This window comes from Teichococcus coralli (assembly GCF_009829925.1).
Lineage (GTDB): Bacteria > Pseudomonadota > Alphaproteobacteria > Acetobacterales > Acetobacteraceae > Pseudoroseomonas > Pseudoroseomonas coralli.
This window is the reverse complement of record NZ_SNVJ01000003.1, coordinates 176259-189581: the sequence shown is the minus strand read 5'-3', so window position 1 is coordinate 189581 and position 13323 is coordinate 176259. Positions and strand designations below refer to the sequence as shown.

General features: G+C 71.7%; 14 protein-coding genes. 2 read left to right on the top strand and 12 right to left on the bottom strand.

From position 1 onward, the window contains the following. Positions 1 to 52 precede the first annotated feature (52 nt). Together E0493_RS04815 and E0493_RS04810 are read right to left on the bottom strand one after the other, a co-directional pair. Positions 53 to 1033: a Bug family tripartite tricarboxylate transporter substrate binding protein gene (locus tag E0493_RS04815; RefSeq protein ID WP_160935788.1), complete on the bottom strand. Its 981-nt coding sequence runs from the start codon at positions 1031 to 1033 to the stop codon at positions 53 to 55. Between the two features lie 87 nt (positions 1034 to 1120). Beyond that, on the bottom strand, positions 1121 to 2044 hold the full coding sequence (locus E0493_RS04810) for a fumarylacetoacetate hydrolase family protein (protein WP_160935787.1): 924 nt from the start codon (positions 2042 to 2044) through the stop codon (positions 1121 to 1123). A 105-nt stretch (positions 2045 to 2149) separates the two neighbouring features. Here E0493_RS04810 and E0493_RS04805 point away from each other — a divergent pair, with 105 nt between their 5' ends. Further along, the gene (locus tag E0493_RS04805; protein ID WP_160935786.1) at positions 2150 to 2884 is read left to right on the top strand and encodes a FadR/GntR family transcriptional regulator; all 735 of its coding nucleotides are present in this window, start codon (positions 2150 to 2152) and stop codon (positions 2882 to 2884) included. A 383-nt stretch (positions 2885 to 3267) separates the two neighbouring features. Here the strand turns inward: E0493_RS04805 and E0493_RS04800 are convergent, their stop codons facing one another. Both E0493_RS04800 and E0493_RS04795 read right to left on the bottom strand, forming a co-directional pair. Beyond that, positions 3268 to 4692: an MDR family MFS transporter gene (locus E0493_RS04800; RefSeq protein WP_235913599.1), complete on the bottom strand. Its 1425-nt coding sequence runs from the start codon at positions 4690 to 4692 to the stop codon at positions 3268 to 3270. A 151-nt stretch (positions 4693 to 4843) separates the two neighbouring features. After that, a complete protein-coding gene (locus E0493_RS04795) occupies positions 4844 to 5836 on the bottom strand; it encodes an AraC family transcriptional regulator (RefSeq protein WP_160935784.1) in 993 nt (330 codons plus the stop codon). 409 nt (positions 5837 to 6245) lie between these two features. Between E0493_RS04795 and E0493_RS04790 the strand changes: the two genes are divergently transcribed. After that, the gene (locus E0493_RS04790) at positions 6246 to 7247 is read left to right on the top strand and encodes an endonuclease/exonuclease/phosphatase family protein (RefSeq protein ID WP_235913598.1); all 1002 of its coding nucleotides are present in this window, start codon (positions 6246 to 6248) and stop codon (positions 7245 to 7247) included. Between the two features lie 21 nt (positions 7248 to 7268). Here the strand turns inward: E0493_RS04790 and E0493_RS04785 are convergent, their stop codons facing one another. From E0493_RS04785 to E0493_RS04750, 8 genes are all read right to left on the bottom strand, one after another. Next, positions 7269 to 8150 (bottom strand): MBL fold metallo-hydrolase, encoded by an 882-nt coding sequence (locus tag E0493_RS04785; RefSeq protein WP_235913597.1) that lies wholly within the window; start codon positions 8148 to 8150, stop codon positions 7269 to 7271. 214 nt (positions 8151 to 8364) lie between these two features. Then, positions 8365 to 9300: an SMP-30/gluconolactonase/LRE family protein gene (locus tag E0493_RS04780; protein WP_160935782.1), complete on the bottom strand. Its 936-nt coding sequence runs from the start codon at positions 9298 to 9300 to the stop codon at positions 8365 to 8367. Between the two features lie 22 nt (positions 9301 to 9322). Further along, on the bottom strand, positions 9323 to 9598 hold the full coding sequence (gene catC / locus E0493_RS04775; RefSeq protein ID WP_160935781.1) for a muconolactone Delta-isomerase: 276 nt from the start codon (positions 9596 to 9598) through the stop codon (positions 9323 to 9325). Between the two features lie 16 nt (positions 9599 to 9614). After that, positions 9615 to 10079 (bottom strand): nuclear transport factor 2 family protein, encoded by a 465-nt coding sequence (locus E0493_RS04770; RefSeq protein WP_160935780.1) that lies wholly within the window; start codon positions 10077 to 10079, stop codon positions 9615 to 9617. Further along, complete coding sequence (locus E0493_RS04765; RefSeq protein WP_235913596.1) at positions 10079 to 10831, bottom strand: ABC transporter ATP-binding protein; 753 nt, start codon at positions 10829 to 10831, stop codon at positions 10079 to 10081. The genes E0493_RS04770 and E0493_RS04765 overlap by 1 nt, the downstream gene beginning before the upstream one ends. Then, on the bottom strand, positions 10831 to 11577 hold the full coding sequence (locus tag E0493_RS04760) for an ABC transporter ATP-binding protein (protein ID WP_160935779.1): 747 nt from the start codon (positions 11575 to 11577) through the stop codon (positions 10831 to 10833). Before E0493_RS04760 ends, E0493_RS04765 begins: the two co-directional genes overlap by 1 nt. After that, positions 11577 to 12455, bottom strand: a complete 879-nt coding sequence (locus E0493_RS04755; RefSeq protein ID WP_160935778.1) for a branched-chain amino acid ABC transporter permease — start codon at positions 12453 to 12455, stop codon at positions 11577 to 11579. Before E0493_RS04755 ends, E0493_RS04760 begins: the two co-directional genes overlap by 1 nt. After that, positions 12452 to 13321, bottom strand: a complete 870-nt coding sequence (locus tag E0493_RS04750; protein WP_160935777.1) for a branched-chain amino acid ABC transporter permease — start codon at positions 13319 to 13321, stop codon at positions 12452 to 12454. The genes E0493_RS04755 and E0493_RS04750 overlap by 4 nt, the downstream gene beginning before the upstream one ends. Between the last annotated feature and the right edge of the window lie 2 nt (positions 13322 to 13323).

The following is a 13323-nucleotide window of genomic DNA, read 5'->3' as shown; positions in this document are numbered from 1 at the left end:
CGCTCCTCCCCGCTCGCTTTTCCTGGTTCGCTTCCGGCCCGCGCGCGCCGGCTCAGTCCAGCCGGCCGATCCGGCGCACGGCGCGGATCAGCCGCTCGCTGTCGGCGGCGAAGAAGCGGTCGAAGGCCTCGCCGTCCTGGTAGGCGACCGGGCTGCCGGCGGTGGCGAGCGTGCGGCGCAGCGCTTCCGACTGGCAGGCCTCGCGCAGCGCGTCGCGCAGCCGCGCCTGGATCGGCGCCGGCGTGGCGGCGGGCAGGAAAAGGCCGGTCCAGATGTAGAACTCGACCTCGGGATAGCCGAGTTCGATGAAGGTCGGCACACCCTCGAAGTCGGCGATGCGCTCGGAGCCCCAGCAGGCCAGCGCCCGCAGCCGCCCCTCCCGCAGGTGCGGCAGCACCGGCCCGGGGCCGGAGGCCATCGCGTTGACGGTGCCGGAAAGCAGCGCCGTCAGCGCCGGCCCGCCGCCCTGGAAGGGGACGTGCAGCAGGTCGAGGTCCGCGGCGTTGGTGAACATCGCCATGGCGACGTGCAGGGTGGAGTAGTTGCCGGCCGAGCCGTAGCTGATGGCGCCGGGCCGCTTCTTCGCGTCCGCCACCAGCTCGGCCACGTTCTGCCAGGGCGCCGAGGCGGGCACCACCAGCAGCGTCGGGTCCGCGGTGATGCGGGCGATTGGCGCGAACTGGTCCACCGTATAGGCCGGCGTGCGGCCCTGGATGCGCTCGGCCTCCGGCAGCACCGCCAGGGAGGAGAGGGCGAGCAGCGCCGTGTAGCCGTCCGGCTCCGCGCGGGCGACGCTGGCGCTGCCGACGATGCCGCCGGCCCCGGCGCGGTTCACCACCGGCACCGGCTGGTGCAGCAGCTTCTCCAGGGCGGCGGCCACCGGTCGGGCGGTCACGTCGGCCTGCCCGCCGGGCGGAAAGGCCACCACCATCTGGATGGGGCGATTGGGGTAGGTCTCCTGCGCCCGCGCGGTGCCGGCCAGCGGCATGGCCGCCAGGGCGCCGCCAGCCATGAGGAGCTGTCGTCGCAACATGCCTCGTTCCTTCCGGATTCCTGCCGGTTTGCTTGCCTTGGACGTCAGGAGTGCGGCGGACGCGTGCAGGGCGCCCGCCGCGGTCGGTCAGGCGGCGGCCTGACGCGCGGGGGCCATGCGGCGCACCGTGTTGCGGATGCTGCCGATGCCGCTGATGGCGCACTCAACCACGTCGCCGTCGCGCAGGAAGCGGGGCGGCTTGAAGCCGATGCCCACGCCCTCCGGCGTGCCGGTGGCGATGACGTCGCCCGGCAGCAGCGCGGTGCTGAGCGAGATGGTCTCGATCAGCGTCGGGATGTCGAAGATCAGGTCGGCGGTGCTGGCATCCTGCCGCGCCTCGCCGTTGACGGTGCAGGTGACGCGCATGGCCGCCGCATCCACCTCGTCCGCCGTGACGATCCAGGGGCCCATCGGGCAGAAGCCGTCGATGCCTTTGCCCAGCAGCCACTGCTTGTGCTTCTGCTGGAGGTCGCGCGCGGTGACGTCGTTCACCACGGTGTAGCCGAAGACATGCGCCATGGCGTCGGCCTTGCCGATCGCCCGGCCGCCCTTGCCGATCACCACGGCCAGTTCCGCCTCGTAGTCCACGCCGCCGTCCAGACCGGGCACCAGCGGAATGTCGGCCGCCGGCCCGGAGATGCTGGTGAAGGGCTTGGAGAAGATGATGGGGCTGGAGGGAATGGCGTCCGCCGCGCCGGCGGCGCTGGAGTCGTAGCCGCTGCCCGCGAACTCGCGCGCATGGGCGTGGTAGTTCTTGCCGACGCAGAAGATGTTGCGCGGCGGCCGCGGGAGGGGCGCGAGCAGCGAGGCCGTGTCGAGCGGCCGGCCTTCGCCCCGTGGCGCGGACGGCGTGCCCGACCCGGCGAGATGCGCGATGGCCGCCGTCATGTCGCCCGTGGCCGCTTCCGGCAGGCCAGGCACCAGCTCCGCCAGCGGGTGGAAGCGGTCGCCCTGCGCTGTGACCAGCGCGACAGTGGGACGACCCTCGACTAGGATGGTGGCGAGCCGCATCGGGAACCCTTCTCTGGAAATGGACCAATTACACCGCTATACTGATCCAATTATGAGCCATGATGATTGGACCAATCCGGCACGTCAAGCAGCGCGGCGGCCTGCATGACGGCACTTCCGGCCGCCCCGCCGCGCGAACGGGGGGATGCGGAGCGGCTGCGGCAGCGGCTGGCGCAGGACCTCCAGTCTGGGCGCTGGCAGCCCGGCGAGAAGCTGCCCACCGAGCGCGGCCTGGGCGAGCAGTACGGCATGGCGCGCAACACCGTGCGCCGCGCCCTCGATGCCCTGGCGGCGGAAGGGCTGATCGAGCGCCATGTTGGGCGGGGCACCTTCCGCACGGGGGCTGCCGGTCCCGCCATGGCCGCCGCCTCGCCCGCGGCCGCGCTGGATGCCCTGCCGGGCACGGAATCCTTCGGCCCGGCCGAGGTGGTGGAGTGCCGCCTCGCCTTTGAGCCGGAGCTGGTGGCGCTGGCGGTCTCGCGCGCCAGCCCGGCCGACCTTGCCCGCATGGAGGAATGCCTGCGCCGGGCGGACGCGGCGGCGGACCTGCCGGAGTTCGAGCACTGGGACGGTGCGCTGCACGACGCCATCGCGGTGGCGACCCACAACGGCGCGGCCCTTGCGTTGTCCCGCTCGCTGGCGCGGGTCCGGCTGCAGGCGGAATGGGGGGCGCTGAAGGCGAGGGGCGCGACGCCCGCGCGCCGCGCGGCGCTGCAGCGGCAGCACCGCGCCATCATCGCGGCGCTGCGCCAGCGCGACCGCGGCGCCGCCCGGCGCGCCATGCGCGAGCACATCCTATACGTGCAGGCCTACATGTTCGGCGAGGAGGAAGGCGGCTGAGCCCGCGCTCCTGCCCCTGCTCGAACGCGCCGCCGCAGGGGGCCCGTCCCGGTTTGCGTTGAAGACCGGGCGCCGTCCGGCAGCTCTGGGAGCCCGCTTGAGAAGGGCTGCGGGTCGGCCTGGCGGATCGTTTCCGCGCCGGGCGGGAAGGCCCCTCGCCAGCCCTCCGCCTCCCCCTTCTCGAACGGGCTCCGAGGCGCGCGGGGAAGAGGGGATTCGCCTTCCCCGACAACCACAGCGGATGCGGCGTCCATGGCTTGCAGGGACCGGTTGAAGGGTTCCGCCGGCAGCCTCGGGGAGAAGGCGCGCGGAAACCGGGGCAGGAACCAGGGCTGGGCCGCTTCAGGGCCGCCGCGAGGGAAAGGCGCGGAGCGCCCCTTCCGCTACTCCCCCGCCGCCTTCTGTGGCGCGGCGTCCAGCGAGACGCGCGGCACCAGCGTCGCGGCCAGCAGCGTCAGCGCCGCGATCGCGAACACCGCCCAGAAGGTGAGGTGCAGCGCATGGTCAAGCGCCGCGCGCACTGCCGCTTCGCTGATGGCGGTGCCCGGATGCTCCAGCAACTCGCGGATCTGCTCGGAACTGGCCGGCGAGAGGCCGTTGCCGCCCCGTGCCAGGCTGAAGTTCAGCACCGCGCCCAGCACCGTGGCGCCCAGCGTGCTGCCGAGGTTGCGGGAGAAGATGTTCGAGGCGGTCGCCGCGCCCCGCTCGGCCCACCCGACGCAGGTCTGGATGAGCACGATGGAGGCATTGCTGAGAAAGCCCATCCCGAACCCCATGACCAGCGAGCCGAGCCCCGCCACGACCGGCGAGCTGCCGGGGCCGAGCACCAGGAAGGCCAGCGCCCCGAAAGGCAGCAGCGCGGCGCCGAACAGCAGGATGCTGCGCAGGCCGAAGCGGGTGAAGCTCTTGGCGGAGATCGTCGCGCCGACCGGCCAGCCCAGCACCATCATGGTCAGCGCGAAGCCCGCCACCAGGGCGGACTGGCCGAGCACGCCCTGAACATACATGGGCAGAAAGGTCGTCAGCCCGATCACGGTCATGCCGCTCAGCAGCGTGGCGGCGTTGGCCGTGGCGATCGGCCGGCGGGACCACAGGCCGAAGGCCATCATCGGCTCGCGGGCGCGCCGTTCCTGGAACACGAACAGAACGGTGCTGGCGGCGCAGATCGCCGCCGCCGCCGCCGCCGTGCCGCCATCGGTGCCGGCCTCCGTGAGCGCGACCATGAGGGACGCCACCGCCACCGCGAACAGCGCCGCGCCGATGGTGTCCAGGCTGCGCTGCTTGTGCTCCACCCGCTCCTTCAGGAAGGCGAAGAAGCCGGCCGCCGCCAGGACCCCGATCGGCAGGTTGATCCAGAAGATCCAGGCCCAGCTCAGGTGCTGGATGATCAGCCCGCCGGCGAGCGGCCCCATCACCGAGGAAATGCCCCAGACGCTGGCGAGATAGCCCTGGATCTTGGCGCGCTCCTGCACGGAGTAGAGGTCGCCGATCACGGTGATCCCGATCGGCTGGATGGCGCCTGCGCCAATGCCCTGCAGCAGCCGGAACACGATCAGCGAGGGCATGGACCAGGCCGCCCCGCAAAGGAAGGACCCCACCAGGAACACGGCGATGCCGGCGAGCAGCACCGGCTTGCGGCCGTAGAGGTCGGCCAGCTTGCCGAACACCACCGTGGTCGCGGTCTGGCTGAGCAGGAAGGCGGAGAACACCCAGGAATAGAGGTGCAGGTCGCCGAGCTGGCTCGCGATCTGCGGCATCGCGGTCGAGACGATGGTGGCCTCGATGGCGATCATGAACATGGCGGCCATGACGGACGCCAGCACCAGCGGACGCCGGAGAGTCGGTGGTTTTGGCATGCAACCTAGCTACGGCGTTTGCCCGCCGCGGGGAACCGGCCGGGGCGCCGCCCTCCGCCGATGGCTGCCCCGCCTGTGCCGCATGGGCAACGGAACCTGCCGCTCAGGAGATGCCGCCGGCCGGCTCCTGCGCCCGGGCGCGGCGCCAGGCGGACGGGGGAAGGCCGGTCAGCCGGTGGAAGGCCCGGCTGAACGCCGCCTCCGATTCATAGCCTACCGCCAGGGCGACCTGGGCCACCGGCCGGTCGTCGTCAGCCAGCAGCCCGGCCGCGAGCTGCATCCGCCATCGCGCGAGGTACTGCATCGGCGGCTGCCCGACGAGCCGGGTGAACCGCTCCGCGAGGGACGAGCGCGACAGCCCGGCCTCGCGTGCCAGGGATTCCAGCGTCCAGGCCACCGCCGGCCGGGCATGCAGCAGGTTGAGCGAACGCCCGACATGGATGTCGCGCAGGCCGGCCAGCCAGCCCGTTTCGCCCTCGGGCGTGGCGCGCAGGTGGCGCCGCACCAGTTCGATGAACAGCAGCTCGCTCAATCGCGCCAGGATGCATTCGCCGCCGATGCGCGGTGCGGCGCTTTCGGCGACCACGGCCTCCACCAGGGGCCGGAACCAGCCCGCATCCGGTTCCGCGCGGCTGCGGAAATGCAGCATTCGCGGCAAGGCCTGCAGAAGCGGGTTGAAGGGGCGCGCGTCGCAGCCGAGAAAGCCGCAGATCAGCCTGCCGGTGGGCGGGCCGCCTTCGCCCAGCGCGACGGCGAAAGGCAGGCGCGCGCTGCCCGCCGAGCGGTAGAGCCCGAGATCGGGACGCTGGCGCAGCCCCGGCGCGCTCGACAGCACATGCGGATCTCCCTGCGGAAAGGCGAGCACATCGCCGACCTCCAGCGCGACCGGCTCGGCATCGGCGAGGCCGCCGAAGCAAGGACCGTGGCCGATGATGTGGAACTCCATCAGGTGCTGCGCCTGCGGCATGATGAAGGGCGCGCACATCGCGGCCGGAGGGGTTTCCGCGACCCAGGGGGCGCAGACGTCAATGCGGAAGAAGACGGCGCCGCTCAGCCGGACGGCCCGCAGCACCTCGGACAGCGTATCGGCACCCATCTCTGCCAATCCTCGCGGACGTCTGAGCAGGTTTGATGGACGCTCGATTAAGGCACCGAAAGATTCGGACGGGTAGTCAAATCGCCCGGCGGCGCGGGCAGGGGAGGCCGGCGCCGGCCTCGCTGATCAACCGGTCGGGGGTGGCCCGGGCAAGGCGCGCGGGCCGCCGTGCCGAATTCCTTGCTGACGCCTTCGAGGCCGATGGCGTGCGGTCGCGCTGGGGCCGATGTCATGGCGGCGCGTGCCACCATCCCCGTGCGGAGGCCGGATGACGGTTGCGTTTCGGAATCGTGAAGCAGCGCCGGGGCCAGACGCCCGGTGACATGAAAGCGTTATGCAAGCGCCATCCGGCTGTCAGACCGGGAGCCTAGAGCTTCGCGCCACTGCGGCTGCCGACAAGGTCATCGCCATGCCTCTCCCCCTCTTTCGCGACACGGTTCCCACCATGACGCCCGTGCCGGCCTCCCGGCGTGTCGGCTACGCGGCCTCGCCGGGCGACGCGGCCGTCCATGCCGAGGCTTTGGCCTCCGTGCCGGCCTTCCGCGAGATCGAGACCGGCGGCGAAGCGCGTGCGGCGCCGCCATCTGGTCCGCTGCGCATCGCCGCCTGGAACCTGGAGCGCGGCCTCTTCCCGGCGGAGAGCGCCGCGCTGCTGCGCCAGGAGGGCGCCGGCCTCGTGCTGCTGAGCGAGGTGGACAAGGGCTGCCACCGCACCGGGCAGCGCCACGCCACGCGCGCGGTGGCGGAGGCGCTGGGCCATCGCTACGCCTTCGGCCTGGAGTTCCTGGAGCTGGCGACCATGCCGGCGCCCGTGGACTTCCCCGGCAACCCGGCGGAGAACACGCTCGGCTTCCACGGCAACGCCTTCACCACCGCGCTGCCCTTCCGCGACCCCGTGCTGATCCGGCTGGACGAGGTGGCCGACTGGTTCGTGGAGCCCAAGGGTGGCCAGAAGCGCATCGGCACCCGCATGGCGCTGGCGGCCGTCTTCCGGCATGAGGGGCGCGACTTCGTCGGCTGCAGCGTTCATCTGGAGAGCCGCGCCGACTTCGCCGGGCGCGACCGCCAGATGGTGACCCTGCTGGCCGCGCTGGACGAGCTCGCGGGATCGCTGCCGGTGGTGATCGGCGGCGACCTGAACACCCAGGTCGCCGCCGGCGGCCATGACGATCCCCGCGAGCTGCTCTTCGAGACGGCGCGCCGGCAGGGCTATGACTGGCGCGCCGCCAACCTCGCCTCGCCCAGCACGCGGCCGAGCCGCTGGAGCCCGGGCGCGGAGCAGCGGCAGCTCGACTGGTTCTGCACCCGCGGCTGCCATGTCAGCGACCCGCACATGGTGCCCGCCTTGGCGCCGGACGGCACCGTGCTGACCGACCACGACCTGATCAGCCTCGCCGTCCGCTTCGGCTGAGGCGGGCGCGGGCGGGCCGCCTTACAGGGCGGTCCGCCAGGCCTCGGGATAAAGGTGGTAGCCGTCCGCCCGCCGGGCCAGATGCGCGAAGGCCGGGAAGTGGGTGTGCATGCCGGCGATGAGCTGACGATCGCTGGCCACCATGTCGAAGATGCGCCGCCGCGTCTCGGCCGCCTGCGCCGGGTCCACGTCGAACTGCATGCAGGCCTCGGGGTGTGGCACCTGCACCTCCGGCACATGGATGATGTCGCCCCAGATCAGCAGCGACTCATCGCCGGATTCGATGCGGTAGCCGGTATGCCCCGGCGTGTGGCCGGGCAGGTGCACCGCGGTGACGCCGGGGAAGACCTCGCCACCGCGGAAGGGCCGCAGCCGGTTCCGGTAGGGCGCCATCTGCGCCTGCGCCACGGCGAAATAGGGGACGCCCTGGCCGCTGGCCCTGACGCGCTCGGCGGCGGCCGGATCCTGCCAGTAGGCCAGCTCCGCCTCGTGCAGCCCAAGCTCGGCATTGGGAAACAGGGCGGCGCCCTCCGCGTCCGCGAGGCCGTTCGAATGGTCGGGATGCATGTGGGTCAGCATCACCGTGTCCACCGCCGCCAGCGGCAGGCCGAGCGCGGCGAGGTTGTCGAACATCTTGCCCGCCGAGGCCTGAATGTTCGGCCCGCAGCCGGTGTCGATCAGCGCCACGCGGCCGGCGGAATGGATCAGGAAGGTATTCACCGAGCCCCGGCGCGGCGAGGGGCGGAAGGCGCCGGTGAGCAGCTCGGCGATCTGCTCCTGCGGCAGGTTCTGCAGGATGGCGTTGGAGCCGTCGAGGTAGCCGTCGCTGACGGCGGTGACGACGATCTCGCCGATCCGGCGGTGATAGAGGGCGGGCACCTGGGCCTGCGGCGGCTGATGCATCGGGGCTTCCTGGGGCATGCAGGGCATTCTAGGGCGGATCTCCGCCCTTGGGGAGCCGCCCTTGGGGAGCCGCCCCTGGGGAGCCGCCCTTGGGGAGCCGCCCTTGGGGAGCCGCCCTTGGGGAGCCGCCCTTGGGGAGCCGCCCTTGGGGAGCCGCCCTTGGGGAGCCGCCCCTGGGGAGCGGCCGGGGCGGCGAACCCGCCCCGGCTTGGCGTCAGTCATGGGCGAGGCGCAGGCCGGGCTCGTCCCAGGGCAGTTCCACCAGCTTGCCGGTCGTGGACAGCGTAACATAGGCGGTGCGCAGCTCGGGGCCGCCAAAGCAGATGTTGGTCGGCATCAGCTCGGGCATTTTCACCACGCGCAGGATCTCGCCCGAGGGCGCGACGGTGGTGATCTCGCCGCTCACCAGCGTGGCGACGCAGATGTTGCCCGCCGCCGTCACGGCGAGGCTGTCCAGCCGCCGGAAGCCGGGGAACTGGCAGATCAGCCGGCCGCCATGCGGGCTCGGCCAGGGCTGCTTGCGCAGCCTGCCCGGACCCTCGATCTCCCAGGCCCAGAGGCGACCGGTCTCGGTCTCCGCGGCGTAGAGCACCTTGCCGTCCGGCGAGAGGCCGATGCCGTTGGCGCCCCCGGGGACGGGCAGGGCGGCCTCGACGATGCGCGAGCCGTCGGCGGCGGCCCAGAAGACGGCGCCATGGTCGCGGTCGCGCGGCCGCACCTTGCCGAGGTCGGAGAACCAGAAGCCGCCCTCGTTGTCGAAGACGATGTCGTTCGGCCCGCGCAGCTTCACGCCGTCGCACTCGGTGTAGAGCGTCTCGACCGCGCCGGTGGCGAGATCCACCCGCTGGATGCTGCCGCCGGCATAGCTCTTCGCCTGCGAATGCGGGCGCAGCAGGCCCTCGGCCTCGGTCCAGTCGAAGCCGCCGTTGTTGCAGACATAGAGCTTGCCGCCCGGCCCCATGGCGAGCCCGTTCGGGCCGCCGCCGGTGCGCGCGGCGACGCTGCGCCGCCCGTCCGGCCCGATGCGGCTGACCACGCCGGCCGCGATCTCGACCAGCAAGACCGATCCGTCCGGCATCCAGACCGGGCCTTCCGGGAAGCGCAGCCCCTCGGCCAGGACGCGCAGCGGCGGGTTGTTCTCTTCGGCCATGACGTCTCCTGCCCCCGTTGCTTCAGATCGCCGAGGGATGCCGCGCCAGCGGCGTCACATGGATGTCCATGTAGGGAAAGAGCGGCAGGGAGGAGAGCAGCGCGTGCAGCTCGTCCGCATCGGCCACGTCGATGATGGAGATGTTGGCGTAGCGCCCGGCGACCCGCCACAGGTGCGGCCACTTGCCCTGGCGCTGCAGGTCCTGGGCGTGGGCCTTCTCGCGCGCCTTGATGTCGTCGGCCTGCTCGGCCGGCATGTCGGGTGGCAGGCGGACTTCCATGCGGACGTGAAACAGCATTGCGTGGTCTTTCCTGTCAGGAAGTGGCGCGGCGACCGGGGAAGGGCCGCCCGGCCCAGCCCTCGCTCAGCGGCGTCAGGAAGTAGAAGGTGATGTGGCGCGAGCGGAAGCGCCAGCGCCCATCCACCCGCTCCATCACGTCGTCATAATGGCCGGCGGAGACGTAGGACATCCCGTCGGTGACGGAGAGATACTCCAGCGAGATGCGGCCGCGCGCCGTGTCGCCTTCGATCTCCACCGTGCCGTTGGTGCAGAAGTGCCAGAAATCCTCCGTGGCCTCGGCGAATTCCTGGAAGAAGCGCAGCAGCTCGGTGCGGCCCCGCACCTCCTTGAGGCCGCAGAACAGCCCGTCCTCGGTGAAGAGGTCGACGAATTCGGGCCACTGGCGGTCGTCCAGCAGATGGCAGTAGCGGGCGCGGAGCTGGCCGATCGCCAGTTCGTCCTCGATGCGGCGCAGGCGCCGCTCCAGGGCCTCCTCCATCAGAACATCTCCATCAGCCTGGCATGGTCGGCGAGGTCGGCCGGCACGCCCCGGAAGATGACCTGGCCGGACTTCATCACCACCACGCGGTCGGACACCGCGAAGGCCTCGCCGACATTCTGCTCGACCAGCAGGATGGACATGCCGAGACGCTGCTGCAATTCGCGGATCGGCGTCATCAGGTCCTGGAAGGTCTTGGGCGCGAGGCCGATCGAGGGCTCGTCCAGCAGCAGGATGGAGGGGCGGGAGAGCAGCGCGCGGCCGACCGAGACCATCTGCTGCTGCCCGCCGGAAAGCTGCCCCGCGCGGCGCGTCCAGAACTCGCGGATGCGCGGCAGCACCTTCAGCACCTCCTCGGTGCGCGCCTCGCCCTCCACCTTCTCAAGCCCGGCGGACCAGAGGGCGAGGGCGAAGTTCTCGCGCACGCTGAGGCCGGGAAAGACGCCGCGCCCCTCCGGCACATAGGCCACGCCCTCGCGCGCCATCGCGTCGGGGCGCGGCTGGATCGCCCTGCCGCGCAGATGGATGCTGCCCGCCTCGGGCTGGTGCAGGCCGAAAAGCAGCTTCATCAGCGTGGACTTGCCGGCACCGTTATGCCCGACGAGGCAGAGCACCTCGCCCTGCGGCAATGCGAGGTCGAGCCCGCTCAGCACCTCGCGCCCGCCATAGCCGGCGGTGAGGCCGCGCACCTCCAGGGCGGGCGGGGCGGCGGTGCCGGGTGCGGCCTTGCTCGCCGCGGTCATGCTGCTCATCACCGCGGCTCCCCGAAATAGATGCTGATGAGCTGCGGATCGCCGAGGATCTCCTGCGGCTCGCCCTCGGCCAGCTTGGCGCCGCGGTCGAGGAAGGCGATGCGGTCCGCCAGCTCCGTGACGATATCGAGGTTGTGCTCGATCAGGCAGATCGTCACGCCCTCCGACACTGCCTGCCGCACCAGCGCGACGAAGCGCGCCCTGGAGTTGGGATCAAGGCCCGAGGCCGGCTCGTCGAGCAGCCAGATGCGCGCGCCGGTCGCCAGGATGCGGGCGAGGGAGAGGAACTTCCGCTCGGCATAGGCGAGGTCCATGGCGCGGGCATCCGCCTGGGCGGTGAGGCCGGTGCGTTCAAGCGCGGTCTCCACCGCCTTCGCCCGTGCCCGGCGGGCGCCGCCGCCGCCGGGCTGCCAGAGCCAGGGCGCCGGCTCCAGCGCCGCCAGCACGTTGTCGCGCACGGACATGCGGCCGAACAGCCGCAGGTCCTGGAAGCTGCGCGCCACGCCGCGCCGGGCGATCTGGTAGGGCTGCAGCCCGCGGACGGAGGCGCCGTCGAGCAGCACGTCGCCGGCATCCGCCGGGATGTTGCCGGTGATGAGGTTGAACACCGTGGTCTTGCCGGCGCCGTTCGGCCCGACCAGGGCGGTGGTGACGCCCGGCCGCAGGTCGAGATCGACGTTCTGCACCGCGGCGAGGCCGCCGAAGTGCTTGTCCAGGCCGCGCACGGAAAGCGGGATGTCGGCCATCAGCGCTGCCCCGCCGAGCGCCCGGCGAGCCCCGCCGGCCGGAAGATCATCAGGAGCGCCATGGCCAGGCCATAGATGAGCTGCTGCACGGACCCGATCTCCGTGGGCGGGATGAAGGGCAGGAAGGAAAGCCCGGCCGGCAGCAGCAACAGCAGCAGCACGCCCACCAGCGGGCCGATCAGCGTCGCCGTGCCGCCGATGATGACCATGGCCATCACCAGGATGGACTGCTCCAGCGTGAAGCTCTCCACGTTCACGAAGGCCATGTAGAAGGCGAAGAGCACGCCCGCGACGCCGGCCATGGCGCAGCCCAGCACCACGGCGAGGGTCTTCAGCCGCGCCACGTTCTTGCCGAAGGCCTCGGCGGCGGATTCGCTGTCGCGGATCGCCATCAGGCTGCGGCCGAAGCTGCCGCGCATCAGCACCCGGATAACAACCAGCACCAGCGCCAGCACGACGAGGCAAACCACCAGGAAGGTGGGGGGCGCCGAGATGTCGAAGCCCAGCAGCGAGGCCAGCGGAATGCCGACCAGCCCGCCATGCCCGCCGGTGAAGGCATGCGCCTCGGAGAACACCGTCACCGCCATCATCTGCAATCCAAGGCTGGCGGCGACGAAGTACTCGCCGCGCACCCGCAGCGCCGGCAGCGCCAGGCAGAGCGAGAGCGCCCCCGCCACCAGGCCGCCGGCGAGGCAGGCGAGCAGCAGGTCGGGCACCAGCAGCATGGCGAGCTGCGCGCCGGCATAGGCGCCGAGGCCGAAGAACACGGCATGGGCGATGCTGAAGATGCCGGCATAGCCGATCAGCAGGTTCAGGCTCGCCGCCAGGATGCCGAAGATGGTCGCCAGCGTCGCGAGGTTGGTCAGGTAGGCGATCATCGGGCCACCGCCTGGCCGAACAGGCCGCTGGGGCGGAACAGGATGAAGGCGAAGAGCACGACGAACCCGGCCGCGCTGCTCCACTGCGTGTCCACAAAGGCGATGACGAGGTTCTCCACCACGCCGAGCAGCAGCCCTGCCAGCGCCGCGCCGCGCAGGCTGCCGATGCCGCCCACCACCGCCGCGGCGAGGCTGATCAGCATGACCTGGGCGGCAATCGCCGGTTGCAGCCCCGAGGTGGTCGCCGTCAGCACCGCCCCGGGCACCACCAGCGCCGAGCCGAGACCGAAGGCGAGGGCGGAAAGCCGGCGGGAGGAAAGCCCATAGGCGCGCAGCAGCTCCGGGTTCTCGGAAAGGGCGCGCAGGCCGATGCCGGCCCGCGTTCGCTCCAGGAACAGCGTGACGAGCACGAACAGCGCCACCGCGAGCCCGATCGCCACCCAGAAGATGTCGGCGAGATAAAGGCCGGGGACGATCGCGCGCGCCATGGTCAGCGGCGAGTCCACCACCACGAAGCCCCGGCCGAAGCCCAGCTCGATCAGGCTCTGCACCACGATCGTCATGCCGAAGGCGGCGACGAACACGGTGAAGAAGGAGCCTTCATGCCGCTGGATCGGGCGGTAGATGAAGGCGTCCATGGCCAGTCCGAAGCCGACCGCCAGGAGCAGCGCGGCGAGGCAGCCGACGAACCAGGGCAGGCCCATCTGGCTGCAGGCGAGGAAGGCGTAGCCCGCCAGGGCGAAGCTGGCGCCGTGGGCGACATGGAAGATGCGGGTCGCGCCGAAGATCAGCGCGAAGCCCGCCGCCGTCAGCGCGTAGATCGCCCCGGTCTGGATGCCGCTGAGCAGAAGCTGCAGGAACAGCATGG

What these genes read in the sequence shown, in the direction of transcription:
- E0493_RS04810 (WP_160935787.1), bottom strand. Translation starts at nt 2,044, where the DNA reads ATGCGGCTCGCCACCATCCTAGTCGAGGGTCGTCCCACTGTCGCGCTG.
- E0493_RS04760 (WP_160935779.1), bottom strand. Translation starts at nt 11,577, where the DNA reads ATGGCCGACATCCCGCTTTCCGTGCGCGGCCTGGACAAGCACTTCGGC.
- catC (WP_160935781.1), bottom strand. Translation starts at nt 9,598, where the DNA reads ATGCTGTTTCACGTCCGCATGGAAGTCCGCCTGCCACCCGACATGCCG.
- E0493_RS04790 (WP_235913598.1), top strand. Translation starts at nt 6,246, where the DNA reads ATGCCTCTCCCCCTCTTTCGCGACACGGTTCCCACCATGACGCCCGTG.
- E0493_RS04765 (WP_235913596.1), bottom strand. Translation starts at nt 10,831, where the DNA reads ATGAGCAGCATGACCGCGGCGAGCAAGGCCGCACCCGGCACCGCCGCC.
- E0493_RS04770 (WP_160935780.1), bottom strand. Translation starts at nt 10,079, where the DNA reads ATGGAGGAGGCCCTGGAGCGGCGCCTGCGCCGCATCGAGGACGAACTG.
- E0493_RS04780 (WP_160935782.1), bottom strand. Translation starts at nt 9,300, where the DNA reads ATGGCCGAAGAGAACAACCCGCCGCTGCGCGTCCTGGCCGAGGGGCTG.
- E0493_RS04815 (WP_160935788.1), bottom strand. Translation starts at nt 1,033, where the DNA reads ATGTTGCGACGACAGCTCCTCATGGCTGGCGGCGCCCTGGCGGCCATG.
- E0493_RS04800 (WP_235913599.1), bottom strand. Translation starts at nt 4,692, where the DNA reads ATGGCCGCCATGTTCATGATCGCCATCGAGGCCACCATCGTCTCGACC.
- E0493_RS04755 (WP_160935778.1), bottom strand. Translation starts at nt 12,455, where the DNA reads ATGATCGCCTACCTGACCAACCTCGCGACGCTGGCGACCATCTTCGGC.
- E0493_RS04805 (WP_160935786.1), top strand. Translation starts at nt 2,150, where the DNA reads ATGACGGCACTTCCGGCCGCCCCGCCGCGCGAACGGGGGGATGCGGAG.
- E0493_RS04795 (WP_160935784.1), bottom strand. Translation starts at nt 5,836, where the DNA reads ATGGGTGCCGATACGCTGTCCGAGGTGCTGCGGGCCGTCCGGCTGAGC.
- E0493_RS04785 (WP_235913597.1), bottom strand. Translation starts at nt 8,150, where the DNA reads ATGCATCAGCCGCCGCAGGCCCAGGTGCCCGCCCTCTATCACCGCCGG.
- E0493_RS04750 (WP_160935777.1), bottom strand. Translation starts at nt 13,321, where the DNA reads ATGCTGTTCCTGCAGCTTCTGCTCAGCGGCATCCAGACCGGGGCGATC.